The sequence below is a fragment of the Spirosoma aerophilum genome (genome assembly GCF_054782495.1).
In genome coordinates this window covers 1,737,915-1,764,389 of the sequence record NZ_BAAGSJ010000013.1, presented here as the reverse complement: position 1 = coordinate 1,764,389, position 26,475 = coordinate 1,737,915, and the positions used below count along the sequence as shown (strand labels likewise).

General features: G+C 49.8%; 17 protein-coding genes. 14 read left to right on the top strand and 3 right to left on the bottom strand.

All coding sequences use genetic code 11. The features are described from left to right. Positions 1 to 35: 35 nt before the first annotated feature. From ACYVK4_RS18725 to ACYVK4_RS18715, 3 genes are all read right to left on the bottom strand, one after another. Entirely contained in the window at positions 36 to 362 is a 327-nt protein-coding gene (locus ACYVK4_RS18725; RefSeq protein ID WP_461129049.1) for a hypothetical protein, read from the bottom strand. A gap of 63 nt (positions 363 to 425) precedes the next feature. Next, positions 426 to 863, bottom strand: coding sequence for a hypothetical protein (locus tag ACYVK4_RS18720; protein WP_461129048.1), 438 nt, complete (start codon positions 861 to 863; stop codon positions 426 to 428). A gap of 158 nt (positions 864 to 1,021) precedes the next feature. Continuing rightward, positions 1,022 to 1,771: an SDR family oxidoreductase gene (locus tag ACYVK4_RS18715; RefSeq protein WP_461129047.1), complete on the bottom strand. Its 750-nt coding sequence runs from the start codon at positions 1,769 to 1,771 to the stop codon at positions 1,022 to 1,024. 115 nt (positions 1,772 to 1,886) lie between these two features. Here ACYVK4_RS18715 and ACYVK4_RS18710 point away from each other — a divergent pair, with 115 nt between their 5' ends. From ACYVK4_RS18710 to ACYVK4_RS18645, 14 genes are all read left to right on the top strand, one after another. Next, positions 1,887 to 2,789 (top strand): histone deacetylase family protein, encoded by a 903-nt coding sequence (locus tag ACYVK4_RS18710; RefSeq protein ID WP_461129046.1) that lies wholly within the window; start codon positions 1,887 to 1,889, stop codon positions 2,787 to 2,789. A gap of 240 nt (positions 2,790 to 3,029) precedes the next feature. After that, positions 3,030 to 3,794, top strand: coding sequence for an HpcH/HpaI aldolase family protein (locus tag ACYVK4_RS18705; protein ID WP_461129045.1), 765 nt, complete (start codon positions 3,030 to 3,032; stop codon positions 3,792 to 3,794). 160 nt (positions 3,795 to 3,954) lie between these two features. Then, positions 3,955 to 4,272: a 50S ribosomal protein L21 gene (gene rplU / locus ACYVK4_RS18700; RefSeq protein WP_461129044.1), complete on the top strand. Its 318-nt coding sequence runs from the start codon at positions 3,955 to 3,957 to the stop codon at positions 4,270 to 4,272. Positions 4,273 to 4,371: 99 nt separating this feature from the next. Continuing rightward, on the top strand, positions 4,372 to 4,650 hold the full coding sequence (rpmA, locus tag ACYVK4_RS18695; RefSeq protein WP_461129043.1) for a 50S ribosomal protein L27: 279 nt from the start codon (positions 4,372 to 4,374) through the stop codon (positions 4,648 to 4,650). A 149-nt stretch (positions 4,651 to 4,799) separates the two neighbouring features. Beyond that, positions 4,800 to 5,402 (top strand): NifU family protein, encoded by a 603-nt coding sequence (locus ACYVK4_RS18690; RefSeq protein ID WP_461129042.1) that lies wholly within the window; start codon positions 4,800 to 4,802, stop codon positions 5,400 to 5,402. A gap of 243 nt (positions 5,403 to 5,645) precedes the next feature. After that, positions 5,646 to 7,070 carry a DUF5723 family protein gene (locus ACYVK4_RS18685; RefSeq protein WP_461129041.1) on the top strand — a complete coding sequence of 475 codons (1,425 nt, stop codon included), beginning with the start codon at positions 5,646 to 5,648 and terminating at the stop codon, positions 7,068 to 7,070. Between the two features lie 196 nt (positions 7,071 to 7,266). Next, the gene (recG, locus tag ACYVK4_RS18680) at positions 7,267 to 9,375 is read left to right on the top strand and encodes an ATP-dependent DNA helicase RecG (protein ID WP_461129040.1); all 2,109 of its coding nucleotides are present in this window, start codon (positions 7,267 to 7,269) and stop codon (positions 9,373 to 9,375) included. Between the two features lie 256 nt (positions 9,376 to 9,631). Then, on the top strand, positions 9,632 to 12,808 hold the full coding sequence (locus ACYVK4_RS18675; protein ID WP_461129039.1) for a SusC/RagA family TonB-linked outer membrane protein: 3,177 nt from the start codon (positions 9,632 to 9,634) through the stop codon (positions 12,806 to 12,808). A gap of 14 nt (positions 12,809 to 12,822) precedes the next feature. After that, the gene (locus ACYVK4_RS18670; protein ID WP_461129038.1) at positions 12,823 to 14,673 is read left to right on the top strand and encodes a RagB/SusD family nutrient uptake outer membrane protein; all 1,851 of its coding nucleotides are present in this window, start codon (positions 12,823 to 12,825) and stop codon (positions 14,671 to 14,673) included. A 351-nt stretch (positions 14,674 to 15,024) separates the two neighbouring features. Then, complete coding sequence (locus tag ACYVK4_RS18665; protein ID WP_461129037.1) at positions 15,025 to 18,312, top strand: SusC/RagA family TonB-linked outer membrane protein; 3,288 nt, start codon at positions 15,025 to 15,027, stop codon at positions 18,310 to 18,312. An 18-nt stretch (positions 18,313 to 18,330) separates the two neighbouring features. Continuing rightward, the gene (locus tag ACYVK4_RS18660) at positions 18,331 to 20,181 is read left to right on the top strand and encodes a RagB/SusD family nutrient uptake outer membrane protein (protein ID WP_461129036.1); all 1,851 of its coding nucleotides are present in this window, start codon (positions 18,331 to 18,333) and stop codon (positions 20,179 to 20,181) included. A 144-nt stretch (positions 20,182 to 20,325) separates the two neighbouring features. Further along, on the top strand, positions 20,326 to 23,781 hold the full coding sequence (locus ACYVK4_RS18655; RefSeq protein ID WP_461129035.1) for a VCBS repeat-containing protein: 3,456 nt from the start codon (positions 20,326 to 20,328) through the stop codon (positions 23,779 to 23,781). A 26-nt stretch (positions 23,782 to 23,807) separates the two neighbouring features. Next, complete coding sequence (locus ACYVK4_RS18650; RefSeq protein ID WP_461129034.1) at positions 23,808 to 25,103, top strand: McrC family protein; 1,296 nt, start codon at positions 23,808 to 23,810, stop codon at positions 25,101 to 25,103. Between the two features lie 19 nt (positions 25,104 to 25,122). Next, on the top strand, positions 25,123 to 26,439 hold the full coding sequence (locus tag ACYVK4_RS18645; RefSeq protein WP_461129033.1) for a gluconate:H+ symporter: 1,317 nt from the start codon (positions 25,123 to 25,125) through the stop codon (positions 26,437 to 26,439). Positions 26,440 to 26,475: the final 36 nt, after the last annotated feature.

Sequence of the window (26,475 nt, the reverse complement as noted above, 5' to 3'; positions counted from 1 at the left end):
TGTGTAAGAACCAACGGTTGAAAAAACTAAGTGCATCAACTGTTGGAAACAGGATCTGACCATTCGGGACTTGGCTCCGTTCCGTCGTTGTTACCAAGGGAATCGCCGTTGCCGTAATTAGTCCGATCAGCCTCCATATTGGGACTTCCCGAAACGGCTCCTGTGCCATCATTACCCGTTGCCGCTTCCTCCTCATCAGTAGGTGTTGTAGGGGGAGCATTTACATCACCAGCCAGATCGGAAGGGTTGTAGTCTTCATTCAGAAGGATACTATCATCGGGCGTTTGAGCAGTTCCTCCCGTAGACGGGTCAAATGACCGTGATTGCTCATTGAGCATAGCATCCTGATTTGTATTTTCCATAAGCGTTGGGTTGAGTCAATCGTTAAGCGTACTACAGTAACTTATTTTTCAGACAACCGTTTATCACACGGTAAACAATTCCCACAAACGATTGTATAATTTGCCTGCATACGTCTTCACATCATGGTGAGAGGCATGAATGGTAAACGGCACAAACTGGGTGGCAGAAGAAGGAAGCGGCTCGATATGTATCGTCCGCCCCGTAGTCCACTTGCCGGCCAAACGCCGAACCGTACCTGTCAGCCGTAGACCTGCATCGATCAAATCGACCTGGCTGATTTCCGGGTACTGTGCGACGGCCAGTTCCCGGGAGAATCGCTGTAGCTGATGGGCATCATACCACGATAATTCGGGCATGTGCAGGTGATTTAGCAAACGGTTATTGCTGCACAGGAATCGAAGCGACAATAGTGATTTACCGGCCTTCCGACGAGACGATACCTGAACGTCGATTACTTCCAGTGGAGACCTTTGGGAGGAGGTAGATAGTTCTATATTCATATACAGTGAAGAGTATATCTTGCTGATTAACGTGTGGCTGACAGCCTCCATGGACTCTTTATTCATAAATGAGAAGAGTCCATGGAGGCTGTCAGCCATTAATACAGATACTTAACTATAGAACGTATGGGGATGTTTTCAGGCATTAACGAACAGCATCATACGTAGATCATTTTTCGGGTCATGCCGCCGTCAACGGTAAAATTCTGCCCGGTGATAAAGCTGTTTTCGGGTGCAATCAGGAACAGAATCATACGCGCAATATCATCAGCCTGGCCTACCCGGCCGGCGGGGTGTTGCAGATGATCTTCCGGCCGCAGGTCATCAGATTTTGCCTTCGCCTTTTTCCTCAGCGCCGATACGTCGATCCAGCCAGGGCTGATGGCGTTGACCCGAATGTCTGGACCCAGACTAACCGCTAATGAATGGGTAAGCGCCAAAATGCCCCCTTTGCTGGCCGAATAGGCAAATGTTTCCGGCTCTGACTGAAATGCCCGCGTTGAGCAGATATTAATGATACAGCCTTTCTGACTGGCTAGATACGGGGCCGTGTGTTTGGCGCAGAGGAAAGCGCCGGTGAGGTTGGTCCCAATGACGCGGTTCCACTCATCGAGGGTTAACTTGTCGAGTGGCTTTTCAATCATGATGGCCGCATTGTTAATCAGTGTGTCGATCTGCCCAAAATGGGAAATCGTCTGTTCGGCGGCTTTCTTGACATTCACTTCGCTGGAGACGTCGCAGGAAACAAAAAGAATTTGTGCCGAAGAGGCTTTGAAGGCTTCGCGTAGCTCGGCCAGTGCGTCGGTGTCGGCTTCCCAGATAGCAACCCGATAGCCATGCGTGAGTAAATACTGCGTGGTAACCCGCCCAATTCCCTGACCTCCGCCAGTAATAATAGCTGTTTTCATACAAGTTGGATAAACCCTAGTAACGATCAAAGTAGCGGGTTTGGTAACACAAGTTGGCGTGGCAGCGTTAACTTAAGCGTATCTTTATCGAACGGGACGCGTTAGTTTTGTCAGTATGCTTCAGATTGCGTTTTCACCGGTATACCGGTTACGGTTGCCGGAAGGGCACCGATTTCCGATGCTCAAGTACGAATTGATCCATGAACAATTGCTCTATGAAGGTACCTGTACGGAAGCAAATTTCTTCGGTCCGGCCCCCGTTGACGATCGCTGGGTGCTTGGCGTGCACAGTCCGGAATATGTACACGCGCTAAAGACGTGTACGGTAGACCCTAAAATGATGCGCCGGATTGGTTTTCCTCTGACGCCTGAACTCATTGAACGAGAATGGATTATTACGCAGGGTACCATCGACTGCACTCAACTGTCCCGTCGGGATGGCGTTGCCATGAATGTAGCGGGCGGAACACACCATGCTTTTCCGGATAGGGGCGAAGGATTTTGTATGCTCAACGATGTGGGTGTGGCGGCTCATTATCTGCTCGAAACCCGGCAGGTCAAGAAAATTCTGGTGGTGGATCTGGATGTTCACCAGGGTAATGGTACTGCATGCATGTTTCAGCAGGAACCGCGTGTGTTTACGTTTAGTATGCAGGGCACGGATAATTATCCACTCAAAAAAGAAACGTCTGATCTGGATGTCAACCTTCCAACGGGCACGACCGATGAACTGTACCTGAATACACTGTACGATATTCTGCCCGGTTTAATTAAACAAGAGCAACCCGACTTCCTGTTTTATGTATCAGGTGTAGACATTCTGGCGTCCGACCGGTTAGGTAAGCTGGCGGTTAGTCGGGAGGGGTGTCGGCAGCGGGATGTGTTTGTTTTTGAGCAGGCCATCAAACACGGCTTGCCAATTACGGTTTCGATGGGGGGAGGATATTCACCCCGCCTGACTGATATTGTAGAAGCCCATTGCAACACTTTTCGCGTGGCAGATACAATGTTTTTCTGATCCCGTCGACTGCGGATGAAGCAGCAACTGGCGAATCAACTGACTTAAACCAATGGTGATGAACCAGCTCAGGAACTGTTACATACAGACATATCTCATGCGTATAACCGCCAGTATCCGATTAAAATTACTGTCAGAATAGAGATTAACTTTAACGTCAATTCGGTTGTATCTTGCCCCTCCAAAATATTATCATAACATTATCGCAAGGCGGACTGCGGCCGCTGTTTTGCATGTAGCATGAAACAAAACATCGTTAAAACCCGGCTTACCAACAGCCAACCTGTGTTAGGTGTCTTATCGAACAGCAGTGATCCAACCGTAGCTGAACTTTGCGGTTTTTCGGGCTTGGACTTTTATATGATCGACGGCGAACACAGTCCGGTCACAACGGCGCAGGTACAGGATATCGTGCGCGCCTGTGAGGGGAGCGGTATTACACCCCTGGCACGCGTTCGCAGCAATGACCCTAAACTGATACTCCAATTTCTGGATGCGGGTGTAATGGGCATCATGATGCCTGCCGTGAGCACAGTGGCGGAAGCGGAGGCTCTCGTACAGGCCATAAAATATCCGCCGTTTGGTCTGCGTGGTTTTGCCCCGGCACGGGCAAACGATTACTTATTAGGTAGTATGAACCAGGGCGAGTATGTCACATTTGCCAATGAACAAGTGCTGATTCTCGCTCAGATCGAGGATAAGGAAGCCATTGATAATCTGGATGATCTGCTTACCGTTGAGGGTATCGACGGCTTCGTTATCGGACCTCGGGATCTGGCTATGAGCATGGGATACTATGATGGCCCTGGCCATGATGAAGTAAAGCGAACCATTGCAGGGGTAGTCGAAAAAATCAGAAAAGCCGGTCGTATTGCCGGTACAACGGCGGCTACCGGCGACCAGGCCAAGGCGTTGATTGATCGGGGTGTACTATTCTGCCTTAATTCCTTCGCTGGTTTACTAAAAACGGCGTCCACTGATTTTATGAAGGGGAGAATGGCTTAAGGATGTAGGATGTATGATGTATGCGCCAGCCAATATATCCTGCATTCTCCATCACACGTCCCGGATTCCTGCTTATTAGTAATAAAATTCTGTTTTGTCGTTCGTAAATAGTGAATTTTTGTTTACTTTTGCACCTCATTTCCAATTTCATACAGAAAACATGTACGCAATCGTAGAGATCGCAGGACAGCAATTCAAGATCCAGAAAGGTCGCCATATCTATACCCACCGGTTAGAAGGCGATGTGGACGCTGTGCTTGCCTCCGACAAGGTGAAAGTACTCCTTGTTGATAACGAAGGGAGCATCACGGTAGGTGCCCCAACCGTCGCTGGAGCGACAATATCGGCCAAGATAATGGAACACCTTAAGGGTGAGAAAGTTATCATCTTCAAGAAGAAGCGTCGGAAAGGATACAAAAAGAAAAACGGCCACCGTCAGTATTTGACGAAGGTCATGATCGAAGACATAACTTTATAAGTCGATAAGTTACTAGGTGGGTCAGTCAGCAAGTAGCTGACAATTCGTTCTCTGCTTACGGACTTACCCACTTACTGACTTACTAACTCCTTCAAAAAAATGGCACACAAGAAAGGTGTAGGTAGTTCCAAAAACGGCCGCGATTCGCACAGCAAGCGGTTAGGTGTTAAATTATTCGGTGGTGAGTCGGCTATTGCCGGTAACATCATCATCCGCCAGCGTGGTACGAAACACCACCCCGGCAAAAACGTTGGCTGTGGTAAGGATTACACGCTGTTCGCGCTGGTAGCGGGCACGGTAAAATTCCGTCCGGGTCGCGATAACCGCTCGTATGTAGATATCATCCCGGCTGAAGCAGCAGAAGTTGTTGCAGCTTAGTCGATACTGAACCTTGACAGGTTTACCAAAAAACGCGTCAGACGGATGTCTGACGCGTTTTTTGGTATGTAAAAACTAAAAAAACGCCTGCGCTGTTAGGCTTATACCAGTCCGGCCAACATGCCGGTAAACAGTAAACTTTCCTGACAATGAATCCTACGCTAAGCCGTCCCGTATCCATCTTTACGGAAGGAAGCCCCAACCCGAACTCGATGAAGTTCGTCGTTAATTTTGAGCTCGTTCCCGATGGGCTTTCATTCGATTATGCTACTCCTGCCGATGCCCTTCTCGAAGGAAAAGCGTCGCCATTGGCCGTGGCCTTATTCGGATTTGATTTCGTTCGCCGGGTATTTATTTCGGCAAACTTCGTAACGGTTACGAAAGACGATGAAACCGACTGGGATGAGGTGTTGCTGGAAGTAAAGCTTTTTCTTAAGGAGTATTTTGGCGAGCAAAAGCCCGTATTTACACAGCGTACTGTCGAAACCAATACCACAAAGCTGGATATGGATTCCGAAACGGTCCAGAAAATTAAGGCAGTGCTGGACCAATATATCAAACCTGCCGTTGAGTCGGATGGGGGAGCTATTAGCTTTTATTCGTTTGATGAGCCGAGCGGCACAGTTAAAGTGCTGTTGCAGGGTTCGTGCAGCGGATGCCCATCTTCAACGTTAACGTTAAAGGCAGGCATTGAAAACCTGTTGACTCGTCTGGTTCCCGAAGTGAAGTTAGTGGAAGCCGAGGGTGTATAAGTAAAGGCTGATAAAATATAAGATGTCCCGTCAATGACTTATAGAGTTAGTTGACGGGACATTTTTTTGTTTTGGTAAATTGATATAAGTCTACCAAATTTAAAGGGTTGTATAAAGCAATGGAATAGCTATTACAGCTACTTTCTTTCTGCCATTAAATCAAAATAAATACCGAATTAGTAAACCTCGGTCGAAGATAGACGTTTACTTTGCAGAGCGCTGTACTAATCAAACCGTGACTTCATGAAGAATTTGTTCCTGTTTAGTTCTTTTTTACTGTTTTCAACTGCCTGTTTTGCTCAAAATTTACTCGGGATTTCAACCAGTAAGTATGGTGGAACCAACCGACTTTATATAAACCCCGCTTTAGCTGCCGACTCACACTCGAAATTTTATTTGAACGTTTTTACGGGGAATGGCCATATTGATAATAATTACGTTCGCTACCAGGCTCCGTTCTCTTTACTGCGGCTAATTACGGATAATGTACCGGCTCAGTACAAAAGTGCTGATGGCTCTATTCGATTTGAAACGGACTACACACGCGAGACCCTCAATGGGCGTCCCAAAAACGGCACTATTTGGGGAGAGGTTCGTGGCCCTTCGTTTTTGATGCGCACGAATGAACGATCTGCCTTTGCGGTAACGACACGCTTTCGGGCCGTAGGACAGGTTGTGGGTGCATCGGAGTCCCTACTATCTGTTGTGCGCGCCAGCCTGAATGATGGGGCTTTTTATAGTATTCCCAGTAACGACAATAAATTCAGTGCCAATACAAACACTTATGCCGAGCTAGGGCTGACGTATGCCGGAACGCTACTGGAAAATGATGGCCGGAGACTTTTGATCGGGGCAACCGGCAAGTTTTTGCTGGGGTATAACGCGCAGCAACTCATTAACCGGGGCCTCGACTACCGGGTTATACCTGATCCGAGCGGCATGAGTAGCGCTATTCTGGAAGTTACAAACCTGGATGCCAGTCTTTCTTATACAACCTTTCTTCAAAACCGAAATCTCAGTCCGCGAACCCTTTTCAATACAGCAGCCCCCGGTAAGGGAATCGGGGTAGATATTGGATTAACATACATTGATCAGTACGATGAAAACAGTCCGACTTTGCAACTTGGTATAGCCCTAACGGATATTGGGGGTATCAGTTACTCAGGTCCGCAATACATCTATACCGATAGTGGTGCAAAACCGGCACAGTTTAGAGGAAGTGATTTTAATGGTATCAATGGCCCGCAAGCCATTGCCGAGGTGATACAGCAGAAATTGAACACGGGCCGTACGCCAGATAAACAGCAGTTCACGGCCGGCCTGCCAACCTCTCTGAATCTAACGGCTGATTATCAGTTGTCTAATGGACTCGGTGTAAATCTAACCTTTTTGAAAGATATGCGCACTGTAGAGGCAACAGCTATTCATCAACCAACGATTTTAGCGGTGACCCCTCGCTACGAAGTCCGATGGCTCAGTCTGGCTGCTCCAATTGCTTACCTGAACGGGGGCTTAACGGCAGGCGCATCCGTACGTGTCGGGCCGGGGCGTATCGGAACAGACAATTTGCTGGGCCTGCTGGGTAACAGTTCCAATTCAATCAAGCCGCGTGGATTAGATATTTATCTTGGGCTTGCTTTTGGCCTTGGCAAAGTAGAAAAAGAGTAGACATATTGCGAAGTGAGTGAAGTTAGGGAATTGAGTGAAAAACACGGTGATACACGGCTCTCCTTAAACTGATCCAACTCATTCCCCTTCCTTTATCTACTCCGCCAAATAGCGCTCCATTTTCGCCATAAATGCGTAATTTTGGTCAAATCCTGCCCCTAAACTGGATAGAGGGTCTGTCCGGACCAGGACTGTTATGACCGAGCGAGCTACTTTTTTCGATACACCGCTCCTTTACCTGAAAGGATTGGGGCCGCAGCGCACGGAACTGCTCAACAAAGAGTTGAATCTGTTTACTTATGGTGATCTGATTCAATATTATCCTTTTCGTTACGACGATCGTTCCCGTTACTACACCATTAGTGAGTTGATGGACTCGATGCCCTCGGCGCAAATTCGGGGGCGTCTTCGTGACTGGTATCTGGAGGGCGAAGGCCCCAAAAAACGGTTAGTCGCTACCTTTACCGATGGGACTGGGTCTATGAGCCTGGTCTGGTTTCAAAGCATCACCTACCTCGAAAAATCTCTCCGGCGCGATGGTGAATACATCGTTTATGGAAAACCCCAGTCCTTCAATGGCGCATACAGCATCGTACATCCTGAACTGGAAAACGCCAATACTGCGTCTGAGAATGAACCTGGTTTCTTTCCGGTTTACAATTTAACCGAAAAGCTCCGTAAGCGCCATCTCGACAGTAAAGTGCTGGGCAAAGCTATGCGTATGCTGCTGGAACAATCATGGCCGCATATTCGGGAAACATTACCAGACGCACTTATTCAACAATACCGGCTGATTGGCAAACGGGAGGCCATGTGGAATATACACCTGCCTCAAAACCAGGGTTGGCTGAAACAGGCTCAGCGACGGCTGAAGTTTGAGGAGTTATTTTATAACCAACTCCGGCTGATCAAAAATAAGCTTATCCAGAAAGAGGAGTTTCCCGGACAGATATTTCGGGATACATCTCTGATGAAACACTTCTACAAAGAATTATTGCCTTTCGAACTGACTGGTGCCCAGCAACGGGTTATTAAAGAGATCTATGGCGATTTTCTGACGGGGAAACAGATGAACCGGCTTTTGCAGGGCGATGTAGGCAGTGGAAAAACCATTGTGGCTTTCATTGCCTGTTTAATGGCCATCGGAAACGGTGCCCAGGCCTGCTTAATGGCTCCGACAGAAATCCTGGCCGATCAGCACTACAATGGCCTTAAGCCCTTTGCCGACGCTATGGGGCTTAATCTGGGTATTTTAACCGGCTCAACCAACAAGAAACGTCGGACAGTACTGCACGATGAGCTTCAGTCTGGACAAATGCACATCCTGGTTGGTACCCATGCGTTGCTGGAGGATGCAGTTCAGTATAAAAACCTCGGACTGTGTATCATTGATGAACAGCACCGTTTTGGGGTGGCTCAGCGTGCCAAGCTATGGCGTAAGAATGAAACCGTTCCGCCCCATATTTTAGTCATGACGGCTACGCCCATTCCAAGAACCCTGGCCATGACGCTGTATGGAAATCTGGATGTTTCGGTCATTGATGAGTTACCCAAAGGTCGAAAGCCGATTAAAACGGTCCATAAATACGATAAGCATCGGTCGGAAGTATTTGGCTTTATACGCCAGCAAATTGAGCTTGGCCGTCAGGTGTACGTAGTCTATCCGCTGATTGAAGAGTCGGAAAAGCTGGACTACAAAGACCTTATGGATGGCTTTGAGAGCATGCAGCGGGCATTTCCAAGGCCCAAATACGAAATAGGTATGCTGCATGGTAAGATGCTGGCTTATGAAAAGGATGATGAAATGAAGCGGTTCCTGAAACAGGAAACCCAGATTCTGGTAGCGACCACCGTTATTGAAGTGGGTGTCAACGTGCCCAACGCGAGCGTTATGGTCATCGAAAGTGCCGAGCGGTTTGGGTTATCGCAGTTGCATCAGTTGCGGGGTAGGGTAGGGCGGGGGGCCGAACAGTCATACTGTATCATGATGACGGGCTATAAACTCAGTAGCGATACCCGTACCCGACTCGAAACAATGGTCCGTACCAACAATGGATTTGAGATTGCGGATGTAGATCTACAGCTTAGGGGCCCCGGCGATCTTAGCGGTACGCAACAAAGTGGTGTTATGGATTTGATGATCGCCGACCTGGCTAAAGACGGGGCCATTTTAACGGCAGCCCGTGAATCAGCCCAGGCTATTTTGGCTGAAGATCCCGAGCTTTTACTGCCTCAGCATGCCCCCATCCGTAATCATGTCGACGCACTTAAACAGACCGAAAATAACTGGGGTCGCATTTCGTAAACTATAAGTACACTAAATAATAGTCTGTTGTATAATCCCAATATTTAATGTTAAAAATAACCAAGGATTGGGTAAAAATGAATAAGTAAAACTATGAACTAACTTGACTTTAACCTGTAATTAACCATTTAATTACAGGTTATCTATGTTTAAACAATTTACTCAACGGAAGATTTTCTTGTGTTTAGAAAAGGCCTTCCTTTCGCATGCCGTCTTGCCTCGACGGGTCATGTGTTGTTCCCTATTTCTACTAGCCATGTGTGGCTCACTCGGTGCGTTTGCCCAGACGAAGGTTTCGGGTAAGGTGATTGATGCGCAGGGCATGTCTCTGCCGGGGGTTAGTATTGTCGTTAAAGGCACGACAACGGGAACGGTTTCGGGTAGTGAGGGTGATTTTACTCTTAACGTAGCGAGAGGTAACGAAACGCTGGTTTTCTCTTACATCGGGTTCATTACGCAGGAAGTTGCTATCAATAACCGTAGCAGCATCAACATTACGCTGGCATCGGACGATAAAATGCTGAGCGAGGTTGTTGTTGTCGGATATGGTGAGCAGAAGAAAGAAACCGTTACGGGAGCCGTGGCAACGGTGAAGGGTACCGACCTGGTGAAGTCGCCGGCCGTAAACCTGTCCAACTCGATTGCGGGCCGGATGCCGGGCGTGATTGCCACCAACGCCAGTGGTGAGCCGGGTTATGATGGAGCTGCTATACGGATTCGGGGTTCCAATACGCTGGGAAATAACGACGCGCTGATCGTTATCGACGGTGTACCTGCCCGTGCCGGGGGTATCGACCGCCTGAACCCGGCGGATATTGAGAGTATGTCGGTTCTTAAAGATGCCTCTGCCGCTATCTATGGCTCACGGGCGGCCAATGGCGTTATCCTGGTAACCACCAAGCGGGGTAAGACTGGCAAACCGGAGTTATCGTACAGCTTCAACCAGGGCTTTGGCCAGCCAACTGTCATTCCCAAAATGGCATCGGCGGCTGAATATGCTCAGCTGAACAATGAGATCAACGTCTATAACCTGCCTTCGCAGTACTGGAAAGATGCCAATGCTGCATTTAATACGACAGGCAGTTATACCCGGCCCGATAATGGCTCGATTGCCAAAGCCGCTTTTACGCCTGATGATATCAAGAAGTTTCAGGATGGCTCCGATCCCTGGGGTCACCCCAACACCGACTGGTTCGGTGCGGCTCTGAAACCCTGGTCTCCCCAGTCGCGGCATACGCTTCAACTGGTGGGTGGCAACGAGAACGTGAAGTATTTGACTTCAGTCAACTACCAGAATCAGGATGCTTATTATAAGAACTCGGCAACGGGCTACAAGCAATACGACTTCCGTCTGAATCTGGATGCCAAAATAAGTAAATACATCAACCTGGTGACGGGAGTGGTCGGTCGTCAGGAAAACCGCTTTTTCCCAACGGTAGGTGCCGGAGATATATTTCGTATGCTGGCGCGGGGGTACCCCAACAAACCCGCTTTCTGGCCCAACGGTCAGCCAGCCCCTGACATTGAGAACGGTCAGCAGCCGGTACTGGTAACAACCAGCGCCACGGGTTACGATAGAGATACCCGGTATTATCTGCAAAGTAATGCCAGCGTTAACATTACAAACCCCTGGGTTCCTGGTTTGAAGCTAACGGGTAGTGTCGCGTTGGATAAATACATTCAGCAAGGCAAACGGTGGCAGACCCCCTGGTTCGTCTATAGCTGGGATTATACCTCCTACGACCCCACCACCAAAGAGCCGCTTCTCCAACGGGTACAGAAAGGTCCGGCCCAATCGACCCTCAATCAATACACCAACGATCAGCTTAATTCGTTGTTGTCGGGTATTTTGTCCTACGACCACACCTTCGGTGGCAGCCACGCCATCACCCTGCTGGCGGGTATCACCAAAGAGCAGTCGAACTCAAACGGGTTTTCGGGCTTCCGGCAGTACTTTAACTCGACAGCCATTGACCAATTGTTTGCGGGTAGTCAGACTCAGCAGATTGCCAACACAACAGCGGCCTGGCAGCGGGCCCGCATGAGCTACTTTGGCCGGGCCGCCTACAACTACAAAGAGAAGTACCTGGCCGAATTCCTGTGGCGTTACGATGGCTCGTATATGTTCCCGGCAGCCAGCCGGTGGGGCTTCTTCCCCGGGGTAACGGCGGGCTGGCGGATCTCCGAAGAAGATTTCTTCAAGAAAGCCCTGCCCGTTGTAAGCTCGCTGAAACTGCGGGCATCGTGGGGTCAGTTGGGTAATGACCAGGTATATTTCAATGGCGCTCTTCGGGAATATGACTACCTGCCGACCTACGCTTATGGCGATGCGGTCAATTCAGGCTGGGGTTATGTAACTGGCGGACAGGTGTCTCAGACGTTGTATGAAAATGGTGTTCCTAACACGAAGTTAACCTGGGAAGTGGCCAACAATGCCGACATTGGTCTGGAAGGATCGTTATTGAACGGAAAGGTCTTCTTCGAATTCGACGTGTTCCAGAACAAGCGGTCGAACATCCTGTGGCGTCAAAGTGCTTCTATCCCCCAAACGACGGGAGCTACCTTGCCCGCCACCAACATCGGTCGGGTAACCAACAAGGGATATGAATTCCGGGTTGGCTACAATGGGCAGGTGGGCGATCTGAAATACAATGTAAGTGTGAACGGGGGCTATGCCAAAAATACCATTACGTTCTGGGATGAAACCCCGGGCGCACCAGAATGGCAGCGCTCAACGGGTAAGCCTATTCCAAGCAACGTAAACGATCCGAACAATGCCAACGGTACACTCATGTACCAATACGATGGTATTTTCTCGACGCAAGCCGATATTGATGCCAACAAGCTGGATTACAGCGGAGTGGGGGCTAGTCTGCTGCGTCCTGGCGACATGAAGCTGAAGGATATTGACGGAAACGGAAAGATTGATGGCAATGACCGGGTACGGGCCGACCGCAACAACCAGCCTCGTTTTCAGGGCGGTTTGAACGCCGGTTTGCGCTATAAAAACTTCGATTTGAGCATTCTCTTCCAGGGATCGGCTGGTGGCCAGATTTTCCTCCAGACGGAATCCGGCACCATTGGTAACTTCCTGCAATACAGCTATGATCACCGTTGGACAGTGGATAATCCCAGCACGGTTGACCCCCGGATCGTAGACCGCAGTAACCAGTACTTTTCCAACGGTACCACCTACTGGCTGAGAAGTACAGACTATATCCGGTTGAAAAACCTGGAGGTAGGCTATACACTGCCAAGTACGATCGGCAGCAAGATTGGTTTAAATAACTTACGGGTGTATGTGAACGGCTTAAACCTGGCCACCTATGCGCCTGCCATGAAAGGTATCTACGATCCCGAGTCGACGAATAGTGCGGGACAGTATTATCCGCAGGCACGGGTTATCAACATGGGTGTAACACTTAGTTTCTAAAAGATTAAAAGAGTATGAATTATATAGCCAAGTGCATATCGTTTAGTCTGCTGTTGGGCACAACGATGGTCGCCTGTAACACTGATTTTCTTAACACAAAACCGCTTGACAAGGTGTCGGGTGATGCCGTTTGGGCCGATCGGGCCCTCTCGGAGGCTTTTGTTACTGACGTCTACAATGGTATTCGGGATGGCCTGCTGGACCAGATGAGCCTGGACTGCCAGACCGACAATGCCTTGTACAGTTTTGGTAAGCAGGACGTCAATGAAGCCAACGTTAGCCCTTCCAACACGGGTACGGTTAAAAGTACGATGGAATGGGGAACCGTTTACGCTCGCATCCGGGCCGCTAACATTGCTCTGTCGAAATTAGCCAAGCCTACTTTCGATAACAGTGGAGATCTAGCCGGACGGATGCGCGGTGAGATGTACTTCATGCGCGCTTACTTGTATAACCAGTTATTGCGTTACTATGGGGCCATTCCGATGATCAAAACGCCCTACACACTGGACGAACCCGATTTTACGGTTGCTCGTAATACGTATGAAGAGTGCGTCAACGCTATCGTTACCGATTTGGATTCGGCCTCTGCGCTGTTGAAAGGGCGGAGCATGGCCGCGGGCCGGGCAACGATGGGGGCTTCCATGGCGCTGAAGGCACGGGTACTGCTCTATGCTGCCAGTGACCTGCACGACATTCCGACGGCAAAGGCTAAGTCGACTGTGATCGCCAGCTTCAGCAATCCTGAACTGCTGGGTTATGTGAGCGGTGACCGGACGGCGCGCTGGCAGAAAGCCAAAGATGCGGCCAAGGCGGTGATGGATCTCAACCAGTACGGCTACAAACTCAACCTGACAGCACCTGTTTCGTCAACGGAAGGGCAGCAAAACTATGTTAATCTGTCTTTGTCGCAAAACGGGGGTGAGGCCGACGGAATCTTCCTGAAGTACTACATCCGGGCATCCAACGACGACTGGGGTTCCTGGTTTCCCCGCAACAACATGCCCAACGGTTACCATGGCTGGACGTCCAGCGAACCGACTCAGCAAATGGTTGACAACTATGAGATGATGGATGGGACCAAGTTCGATTGGAAAAATCCGGTCCATGCGGCATCCCCCTACGAAAACCGCGATCCCCGCTTTTATGCTTCTATCCTGTACGATGGTGCTCAGTGGAAGCCCCGTACGCCCGATGGCGCTGGTATCGATCCTGCCGGACAGATTCAGATGGGTGAATACGAAGTCGGTTCTTCGGCTGCTCCAACCAAGTTTTCAGGTCTGGACACGCGTAACAGCACCATCGAAAACTGGAATGGTACCTGGACCGGCTACGCTATCCGGAAGTTTTTCAACACCGACGTGTCGATTGTGGATCAGAACATCCGTCAGGAAATTCCATCCATCCAGATTCGCTATACCGAAGTGGTTCTGAACTATGCCGAGGCCTGTCTGATGTTGGGTCAGGAAGCCGAAGCCAAGAAATGGATCAACGCCGTTCGCTTTCGGGTAGGTATGCCCGCAATCACGGAAACGGGTGCTGCTCTGATTGCACGCTATCAGAATGAACGAAATGTGGAAATGTTCCTGGAAGATCAGCGTTTCTACGACGTTCGCCGGTGGATGATTGCCCCGGCCGTACTGGGTCAGCAAGCGCGGATCATTGCGATTACGGGTAAGCTCAAGCCGGGCAAGACGGTAACGACTTACAAGTACAGCAAGGAGAACTACACGTACACATATAGCGTGCAGGATCTGGGTACGGGTAAGGAGAACCGCAGGTGGAATGACAAGATCTACTTCCTGCCTATCAGCCGGGATGAGATCAACCGGAACAACAAACTGGTTCAGAACCCAGGCTATTAGTTAAGTCTGTAGACTGCTTGGTCAAGGCAAGTGTTGCTTTGACCAAGCAGTATTTGGCAAATAATTGCAAAAGCACTGTTTATACAAAACCCCCTTAGTCGTTAAGACTAAGGGGGTTTTGTTTTTCATAGATGTCTATTAACACCTTTCTTTTGATAAATATCTAGTAACTAAGAGAAATACTCAATGGTGTGAATAATTAATGTATTTTGATATGTTATATTTTTTCATATTGTGAAATATCAATATTTAATGTTAAAATAAGTTAAACATTAGGTAAATATTAATAGGTAGAAAATCTGAGTATATCCTCTTTACTCTTAAGTAAATCTCTATTAAAACAGGTTAACCATGCAAAAAAAGTATACACACCTTTGGCTTCCCTCATTAAAAAGGGAAGCCTTCCTGACAAACGCGGACGTGTGTCGACGTATCGCGTTCTGCTCTTTATTCCTAATGGGCCTGTTGGCTTCTGCAGGAGCCTTTGCTCAGACGAAGGTATCGGGGAAAGTGGTCGATGCGCAGGGACTGGCCCTTCCCGGTGTTAGTATCGTGGTCAAAGGAACCACTACCGGTACCGTGTCTGCCGCTCAAGGCGACTATACCCTCAGTCTGGCTCGTGGAAACGAGACGCTGGTTTTCTCTTACATTGGCTTCCTAAGTCAGGAAGTAGCCGTGAATAACCGCTCTTCTATCAATATCACGTTGGCATCGGATGACAAGATGCTCAATGAGGTGATTGTAGTGGGTTATGGTGAGCAGAAGAAAGAAACCGTAACCGGATCAGTTGCAACGGTAAAGGGTACCGAACTGGTGAAGTCGCCGGCCGTAAACCTGTCCAACTCGATTGCGGGCCGGATGCCGGGCGTGATTGCCACCAACGCCAGTGGTGAACCCGGCTACGACGGCGCGGCTATCAAAATTCGGGGTTCAAACACCCTTGGTAACAATGATGCCCTGATCGTAATTGACGGTGTGCCTGCTCGTGCCGGGGGTATCGACCGGTTAAATCCGAATGATATCGAAAGCATTTCAGTCTTGAAAGATGCCTCTGCCGCTATCTATGGCTCGCGGGCGGCCAACGGCGTTATCCTGGTAACCACCAAGCGGGGTAAGTCCGGTAAACCGGAATTGTCGTACAGCTTCAACCAGGGCTTTGCGCAGGCAACTGTTATTCCCAAAATGGCATCGGCGGCTGAATATGCTCAGCTGAACAATGAGATCAACGTCTATAACCTGCCTTCGCAATACTGGAAAGATGCCAATGCTGCGTTTAAGGCAACGGGCAGCTTTACCCGGCCCGATAATGGCTCGATTGCCAAAGCCGCTTTTACGCCCGATGATATCAAGAAGTTTCAGGATGGCTCCGATCCCTGGGGTCACCCCAACACCGACTGGTTCGGTGCGGCTCTGAAGCCCTGGTCTCCCCAGTCACGGCATACGCTTCAACTGGTAGGTGGCAACGAGAGCGTGAAGTATTTGACTTCAGTCAACTACCAGAATCAGGATGGCTATTATAAGAACTCGGCAACGGGCTATAAGCAATACGACTTCCGTCTGAATCTGGATGCCAAAGTAAATAAATACATCAACTTGGTAACGGGAGTGGTCGGTCGTCAGGAAAACCGCTTTTTCCCAACGGTAGGTGCTGGTTCGATCTTCCGGATGCTGATGCGGGGTTATCCCAACAAACCCGCTTTCTGGCCCAACGGTAAGCCCGCTCCCGACATTGAGAACGGTCAGCAGCCGGTACTGGTTACGACAGATGCAACGGGTTATGACAAGGACACCCGTTATTACTTACAAAGCAATGCCAGTGTTACGGTGACTAACCCCTGGATTGAAGGGTTGAAATTTACGGGTAGTGTCGCGTTGGATAAATACATTCAGCAAGGTAAACGGTGGCAGACCCCCTGGTTCGTCTATAGCTGGGATTATACCTCCTACGACCCCACCACCAAAGAGCCGCTTCTCCAGCGGGTACAGAAAGGTCCGGCCCAATCGACCCTCAACCAGTACACCAACGATCAGTTCAGTTCGCTGCTGTCGGGTATTTTGTCCTACGACCACACCTTCGGTGGCAGCCACGCCGTCACCCTGCTGGCGGGTATCACCAAAGAGCAGTCGAACTCAACTGGGTTTTCGGGCTTCCGGCAGTATTTTAACTCGACGGCCATTGACCAATTGTTTGCGGGTAGTCAAACCCAGCAGGTGGCCAACACAACGGCGGCCTGGCAGCGGGCCCGCATGAGCTACTTTGGCCGGGCCGCCTACAACTACAAAGAGAAGTACCTGGCCGAATTCCTGTGGCGTTACGATGGCTCGTATATGTTCCCGGCAGCCAGCCGGTGGGGCTTCTTCCCCGGCGTAACGGCGGGCTGGCGGATCTCCGAAGAAGATTTCTTCAAGAAAGCCTTACCTGCCGTGAGCTCGCTGAAACTGCGCGCATCGTGGGGTCAGTTGGGTAACGACCAGGTGTATTTCAATGGCGCTCTTCGGGAATATGACTACCTGCCGACCTACGCTTACGGCGATCCAGTCAATTCAAGCTGGGGCTATGTAACGAACGGGCAGGTATCTCAGACGTTGTATGAGAACGGTGTTCCCAATACGAAGTTAACCTGGGAAGTGGCCAACAATGCCGACATTGGTCTGGAAGGGTCGTTGCTGAACGGTAAAGTCTTCTTCGAATTCGACGTGTTCCAGAACAAGCGGTCGAACATCCTATGGCGTCAAAGTGCTTCTATCCCCCAAACGACGGGAGCTACCTTGCCCGCCACCAACATCGGTCGGGTGACCAACAAGGGATATGAATTCCGGGTTGGCTACAATGGGCAGGCAGGCGAAGTTAAATATAGCGTGAGTGTGAACGGGGGCTATGCTAAGAATACCATTACGTTCTGGGACGAAACCCCGGGCGCACCAGAATGGCAGCGCTCAACGGGTAAGCCTATTCCAAGCAACGTAAACGATCCGAACAATGCCAACGGTACGCTTCTGTACCAATACGATGGTATTTTCTCGACGCAGGCCGATATTGATGCCAACAAGCTGGATTACAGCGGGGTGGGGGCTAGTCTGCTGCGTCCTGGCGACATGAAGCTGAAGGATATTGACGGAAACGGAAAGATTGATGGCAATGACCGGGTACGGGCCGACCGCAACAACCAGCCTCGTTTTCAGGGCGGTTTGAACGCCAGCGTACGGTGGAGGAATTTCGATTTCAGTATGTTGATTCAGGCATCAACCGGTGGCCAGATTTTCCTCCAGACGGAATCCGGCACCATTGGTAACTTCCTGCAATACAGCTATGATCACCGTTGGACAGTGGATAATCCCAGCACGGTTGATCCCCGGATCGTTGACCGCAGTAACCAGTATTTCTCCAATGGTACCAGTTACTGGTTGAAAAGCACCGATTACGCCCGTTTGAAGAACCTCGAACTAGGGTATACACTGCCAGGTACCATTGGTAGTAAAATTGGTCTAAGCAGCCTACGCATTTATGTGAATGGCCTGAATCTGGCTACTTACTCACCTTCTATGAAAGGGCTGTTCGACCCCGAGTCGACGAGTGGTAGTGCACAGTATTACCCACAGGCGCGGGTTATCAACACGGGTGTATCACTTAGTTTCTAAATGATTAATCAAAAGAGTATGAATTATATAGCCAAGTGCATATCGTTTAGTCTGCTGTTGGGCACAACGATGGTCGCCTGTAACAGTGATTTTCTTAACACAAAACCGCTTGACAAGGTGTCGGGTGATGCCGTTTGGGCCGACCGGGCCCTCTCGGAGGCTTTTGTTACTGACGTCTATAATGGTATTCGGGATGGCCTGCTGGACCAGATGAGCCTGGACTGCCAGACCGACAATGCCTTGTACAGTTTTGGTAAGCAGGACGTCAATGAAGCCAACGTTAGCCCTTCCAACACGGGTACGATTAAAAGTACGATGGAATGGGGAACCGTTTACGCTCGCATCCGGGCCTCAAACATTGCCCTGTCGAAATTAGCCAAGCCTACTTTCGATAACAGTGGAGATCTGGCCGGCCGGTTACGTGGGGAGATGTACTTCATGCGCGCTTACTTGTATAACCAGTTACTGCGCTATTACGGGGGCATTCCAATTATCAAAACGCCCTACACACTGGACGAACCCGATTTTACGGTTGCTCGTAATACGTATGAAGAGTGCGTCAACGCTATCGTTACCGATTTGGATTCGGCCTCTGCGCTGTTGAAAGGGCGGAGCATGGCCGCGGGCCGGGCAACGATGGGGGCTTCCATGGCGCTGAAGGCACGGGTACTGCTCTATGCTGCCAGTGACCTGCACGACATTCCGACGGCAAAGGCTAAGTCGACTGTGATCGCCAGCTTCAGCAAGCCTGAACTGCTGGGTTATGTGAGCGGTGACCGGACGGCGCGCTGGCAGAAAGCCAAAGATGCGGCCAAGGCGGTGATGGATCTCAACCAGTACGGCTACAAACTCAACCTGACGGCTCCGGTTACTCCGGCTGAAGGGCAGCAAAACTATGTTAATCTGTCTTTGTCGCAAAATGGGGGTGAAGCCGATGGAATCTTCCTGAAGTACTACATCCGGGCATCCAACGACGACTGGGGTTCCTGGTTTCCGCGTAACAACATGCCCAACGGTTACCATGGCTGGACGTCCAGCCAACCGACTCAGCAAATGGTTGACAACTATGAGATGATGGATGGGACCAAGTTCGATTGGAAAAATCCGGCTCATGCGGCATCCCCCTACGAAAACCGCGATCCCCGCTTTTATGCTTCTATCCTGTACGATGGTGCTCAGTGGAAGCCCCGTACGCCCGATGGCGCTGGTATCGATCCTGCCGGACAGATTCAGATGGGTGAATACGAAGTCGGTTCTTCGGCTTCTCCATCTAAGTTTTCAGGTCTGGACACGCGTAACAGCACCATCGAAAACTGGAATGGTACCTGGACCGGCTACGCTATCCGGAAGTTTTTCAACACCGACGTGTCGATTGTGGACCAGAACATCCGTCAGGAAATTCCATCCATCCAGATTCGCTATACCGAAGTGGTTCTGAACTATGCCGAGGCCTGTCTGATGCTGGGTCAGGAAGCCGAAGCTAAGAAATGGATCAACGCCGTTCGCTTCCGGGTAGGTATGCCCGCAATCACCGAGTCGGGTGCAGCCTTGGTGGAGCGCTACCAGAATGAACGAAATGTGGAAATGTTCCTGGAAGATCAGCGTTTCTACGACGTTCGCCGGTGGATGATTGCCCCGGCCGTACTGGGTCAGCAAGCGCGGATCATTGCGATTACGGGTAAGCTCAAGCCGGGCAAGACGGTAACGACTTACAAGTATAGCAAGGAGAACTACACCTATTCGTACAATGTACAGGACCTTGGTACGGGTAAGGAGAACCGCAGGTGGAATGACAAGATTTACTTCCTGCCCATCAACCGGGATGAGATCAACCGGAACAACAAACTGGTTCAGAACCCAGGCTACTAATAGTTGTTGTTGCGTTGTTATATGAATGAAAAATGCCAGTACTTATGGGTACTGGCATTTTTTAGTTTATTTTTATAAGATTTTGGGGTGACTATATCGCTCGAAACCCAAGTAGAGACGACTTCAGATTCCCTTGTACCTACCATGTCAAATTCAGACAAATTCCCGCTTGTGAAAACACATTTTCAGTCTTGTATAGTAATCGCTTTATCCTTATTCGTTGTCGCCTGTTCAAATTCTGGTCAGAAAAATGAAGATAAAGAAGTCACTGGGACTCCTTTATTTACCTCATTATCGCCTGAACAGACTGGGGTAACCTTTGCTAACAATCTGACAGAAGGACTGAATACGAATGTGTTGATGTACGAGTATTTCTATAATGGCGGGGGCGTAGCAGTAGGCGATTTGAATGGCGATGGGTTGGAAGATATTTTCTTCAGCGGCAACATGGTGCCCAACCAACTGTATATCAATAAGGGCGGGATGAAATTTGCCGATGTAACGGCAATAGCGGGAGTTGCCGGCCGCGAAGGCCCCTGGCGGACCGGCGTTTCTATGGCCGACGTAAACGGTGATGGGCGACTGGATCTCTTCGTTTGTTATTCCGGAAGTTTGCCCCCGCAAAAGCGGATTCCGCAACTGTTTATTAACGAAGGGCCGGATGCCCAGGGAGTGCCTCGTTTCTCTGAACAAACAGCTCAATATGGCCTGGATAGACCCGGCCAGAGCACGCAGGGAGCCTTTTTTGACTATGACCTTGATGGTGACCTCGATTTATTCCTGCTTAACCATAACCCCCGGCTGCTGCCTATCCTCGATCCGCAGGCGACTGCGGCCATCATGAAAGAAACTAATCCTGAAATTGGGGTTCGGTTGCTTAAGAATACCGGCAATCGATTTGAGGATGTTACGTCGCAATCAGGTTTGAGCAGTTCTGTACTCAGCTATGGTCTCGGCGTGGGAGTCTCGGATTTGAACGCGGATGGCTGGCCTGATCTTTACATCTCCAATGATTACGGCGTACCGGATTATCTCTATATCAATAATCAGGGCGGGAAATCGGGTGGTTCGATATTTACGAATCAATTGAAAACCAGTATTGGTCATACCTCCCATTTTTCCATGGGCAACGACGTGGCGGATGTAAACAACGACAGCCGCCCCGACATTATGACGCTCGATATGCTGCCCGAAGATAACCGGCGGCAGAAGCTCCTGATGGCACCCGACAACTACGACAAATTTGACCTCAGCGTTCAGTCCGGATTCCATTACCAGCATATGCGAAATATGTTGCAACTCAATGAAGGGGTAATGGGAAATGGACAGGCAACAAAAGGGAAGTCAGGAGCAGTACCCCGGTTCAGCGAAGTGGGGCAGATGGCAGGTGTCTCGAATACCGACTGGAGTTGGTCTCCATTGCTTGCTGATTATGATAATGACGGATGGAAAGACCTGTATGTAACGAACGGCTATGTTCGTGATTATACCAATCAGGATTTTCTGAAATATATGACCGACTACATGCAGAATCGCCCGGCCAACTTTAGCCGGAATGACGTGTTGGAGTTGGTACACCGAATTCCCTCCTCCAATGTAACGAACTACATGTTTCAGAATCAGGGCAACCGGACGGATGAGGTAACCTTTGCCAATGTAAGCTCGGCCTGGGGGTTAACCCAGCACTCGAATAGTACAGGAGCCGCCTATGCTGACCTGGACAATGACGGCGATCTGGATCTTATTGTTAACAACATCAACCAGCCCGCTTTTATCTTTCAGAATGAAGCCAGTAAGGAACGAAAGAACCATTATTTGTCTGTTCAACTCGTTGGGAATGGCTCAAATACTCAAGGCGTAGGCGCACGGATAACCCTTTATCAAAAAGGAAAGCAGCAGTATGTAGAGCAAATGCCCATTCGCGGCTACCAGTCAAGCATGTCGCCCCGGTTGCATTTCGGGCTTGGTGCCGACACCGTAATTGATTCAATGCGGGTTGTATGGCCGACAGGCAAGGAGCAATTGTTGACGGCTGTAAAAGGTGATCAACTGCTGAAAGTGGACGAAAAGGCTGCTCGCTCGGGCTTTAAAATGCCCCTTCCTCCGGCCGCGTTTTTTAGGGAGGTAAGTTCGCCGGTCGTATACACAGACCCGGTTAAAACAATTAATGATTTTAAACGACAATCGTTACTGGTCAATGCTCAGTCGTTTAACGGACCTTGTCTGGTAAAGGGCGATGTGAATGGCGATGGGCGGGAAGATATCTATGCCGGGGGCGGCAATGGGCAGCCAGGGGTTTTGTTGTTGCAGCAGGCATCCGGTCAGTTTAGCCGGCTAGCGCAACCGGCTTTTGACGCTGATAAGTTGAGCAATGACGCAGATGCCGTTTTTTTTGATGCGAATGCCGATGGTTTCCAGGACTTGTATGTGTGTAGTGGCGGCTACGATAATTTTATGCCCGACGACCCATTGTTACAGGACCGCCTGTACATGAATGACGGTAAAGGGAATTTTAGCAAAAGCGCTGGAGCGTTACCGGTTATGAATACCAGTACAAGTTGTGCACGTGTCGCTGATCTCAATGGTGACGGTCGACCGGATCTGTTTGTTGGTGGACGTGTTGTGCCGGGGCGCTATCCCGAAACACCCAGGAGTTATATCCTGATCAACGAAAGTAAAACGAAAGGTGGTCAGCCGAAGTTTACGGATCAGACGTCCCGGCTGGCCCCCATGCTGTCAACATTGGGCATGGTAACCGATGCGGCCTGGGTCGACCTCAATGCCGACCGTAAGCCTGAGTTAGTTGTGGTGGGCGAGTGGATGCCCGTGACGGTACTGGGCATGGCCGGCGATCATCTGGAGGACCAGACAAAAACCTATTTTAATAAGGCTTACAATGGCTGGTGGAATAAGCTATTGGTCGACGATTTCAACGGCGATGGCCGCCCGGATCTGGTCGTCGGTAATCAAGGCCTGAATACACAATGCCGGGCCAGTGATCAGGAACCTGCTGAATTGATCTATAAAGACTTCGATAATAATGGCAAAATAGACCCAATTCTGTGCCTGTATGTGCAGGGCAAAAGCTACCCTCACGCGACACGCGATGAACTACTGGACCAACTGGGCATGCTGCGTCATCGTTTCACCAACTATGACAGCTATTCCAACGCCACACTTAGCGACGTATTTACCGAAGCAGAGCTGGAGGGAACTAGTAAATTAATAGCCAATCAGTTAACAACGACTTACTTTGCCAGTACTGCCGGAGGTAAGTTTACAGAAAAGCCACTACCCATGTCCGTCCAGATTTCGCCGATCTTTACATTAACGAGCCTGGATTATGATCAGGATGGTCGAAAAGATCTCTTACTTTGCGGCAATACGGCACAGGCTCGTCTTCGTTTTGGGCGCTCCGATGCGAACGAAGGGGTATTGCTGCGGGGTGACGGCAAAGGTAATTTTGTGACCGTACCACAGCCACAGGCCGGTTTTCGGCTATCGGGTGATGTAAGGGCCGTTCTACCAATAGGCAAAACGATTCTGTTCGGTATCAATCAACAGGCGCTCAAAGCTTACCAATCAGCCAGAGCCAACTGAGGACGTGAAGAGAGAAATAGCTTGAAATGACAACCCTTATTTCGATAACTGAAAACAGCTTATTGGGTAATGCCAGTCAATGGACAGAACCACCGCCCGGCGGAATAGTATTGCCGGAGGCTGTTTTTCAGGCACTTCGCCTGTTTGTTCTTGAAAACGAACAGGCGGAAGGTCTCTTCACATTTACGGTACAAAAGGGGCGCGAGTTAATCCGTGTTCGTAATTATGTTGGTTTGCTGGCCTTGCCGGACGGAATACAACTTGAACTGGTACCGAAGATTGAACAGCAGGACAATGCCCGGCCATTGTTGTTGAACATGCTCCGATACCTTCGGAACAGCCCGTTTCGAACGTTGCGGATTGTTCAGTCTAGGGCGGTCAAGTTACCTTTATGGGACGTATTTATCGCTGCTTTCCTCGATACGGTCGAGCCTCTGGTCCGGCAGGGAATCCAGCGTGCATATAACAGTGTTGAGCGTAATGAGTACTTCTGGAAGGGTAAGTTTCAGGCCACCCGGCAGCAACGCGAAAATGCGCACCATGCCGAGCGGTTGGCCCTGATGTATGATACCCTGACGGCCAATGTTCCTCCCAACCGAATTTTGAAAACGGCCTTGCTGCATGTAAAAGGCCAGTCTACGGACAACGCCAATCTGGTCCGAATTCAACAGTTGCTGTTTGTTTTGGCGGAGGTACCTGTTTCGCACGTCGTTGTTGATGACTTGAACGTTAGCCGTCGTAAAAATCGCTTATTTAGCAGGTATGAAGCCGCTTTACTGTGGGCGCAAACGCTGCTTCTTGGGCAGGGGCTGGGGGTAAAATCGGGAAAGACCGCGAGCCTTTCCCTGCTCTTTCCGATGGAACAGGTCTTTGAAGATTATGTGGCCCACGGAATACGTACATACTGGCCTGTCGACGACGAGGTACGCGTGCAGGAATCGGCCGTTCATTTGGTTGATGAACACATCGGCACTCCAAAATTCAGGCTCCGTCCAGATATCATAATCCGACATAAGGATCAAACGTTTGTGCTGGATACGAAATGGAAACAGATAACCGGGCAGGTGTCGGCCACAACTTCAGCTACGGGGACGTATGGAATCGAGCAGGGAGATCTTTATCAACTTTTTGCGTATGGAAAAAAATATGGGGCCAGCGACCTGTTTTTGGTTTACCCAGCTAATGAAACGTTTCAGAAGCCACTTCCCATTTTTAACTACGATGAGCATACTCGCTTGCATGTGGTGCCCTTCGACCTGACCAATTCGCTGCCTCATGAAGTAGAAAAATTAGCCGCCTACGCTTTGTTGCTCATAGACTAGTAAACCCACCCTGCGTTGTATGCCCCTTATTTTAACGTTAATCGGTATTCTGACCCTTGTTTTCCTGGTTGCCTTTGTTCGATTAGACACCTTTATCTCGTTTGTTATTGTAGCACTTGGCATTGGTCTGGCATCCGGCATGGATGTCGTGGCTGTTGGGAAGTCGATTCAAACGGGCATCGGGGGGACGCTGGGTGAATTAGTCCTGATTATCGGTTTCGGGGCTATGCTGGGCCGACTAGTTGCCGAGAGTGGTGCTGCCCGACGTATTACAGATGTGCTGATCGGTTGGTTCGGTATCAAAAATATTCGCTGGGGGCTGGCCCTGGCCGGTTTCGTGATCGGTATTCCCCTGTTTTATAATGCCGGGTTCATTATTGTTGTACCCCTGATTTTTACCATTGCAGCCTCATCGCGTTTGCCGCTCATGTCGGTGGCGGTTCCCATGCTATCAGCACTGTCGGTGGCACATGGGTACTTGCCGCCACACCCATCACCTTCAGCTGTTGCGGGTCAGTTAAACGCGAATATTGGCCAGACACTTATCTATGGTATTATCGTAGCGATTCCGGCCATCATCATCGCAGGACCCTTGTTTGGTAAAACTCTGCTGAACATAAAAGCGACACCCAACCGGGAGTTGTTCAATAACCGGGAGGTCCCTGTTAACAATCTGCCTGGTGCTGGGATCAGCTTCTTTGTGGCCTTGTTACCTGTGTTGCTGCTCACCACGTTCGGGCCGCTCAAGAATTCAATGGCAGGTGATTCACCTTTAAAAACCATTGTAACGCTATTAGCTGAGCCCTATATCGGTATGCTTATTTCGGTACTGACAGCCATGTATGCGCTGGGAATCCGGCAGGGACAGTCCGTTAAGGCCATCACCAAAGATATGGAGGAGGCTGTGAAAGCAGTTGCGCCAATTCTGCTGGTTATTGCCGGTGCCGGAGCCTTGAAGCAGGTTTTTGGTGATAGCGGTACGAGTAAATACATCGGTAGTCTGTTGGCCGATGCGGCCATTCCACCCCTCTTACTTGGTTGGGGAATTGCCGCATTTATCCGAGTTTGTGTGGGATCAGCAACGGTGGCTGGCTTAACAACGGTCGGTATTATTTTACCACTGATTCAATCCCAGGCCATCAAGCCTGAATTAATGGTGCTGGCCATCGGCTCCGGAAGCCTGATGTTTTCACACATTAATGATGGTGGTTTCTGGCTATTCAAGGAGTATTTCAACCTGACAATCGGGCAAACCATTCGAACATGGTCACTGATGGAAACGATCGTATCCATCGTGGGGCTCATTGGTGTGCTGGCGTTAAACCTGATTGTTTAAGAAGTCTCTGATTCGTAGATCGGTTGATTGGGCTGA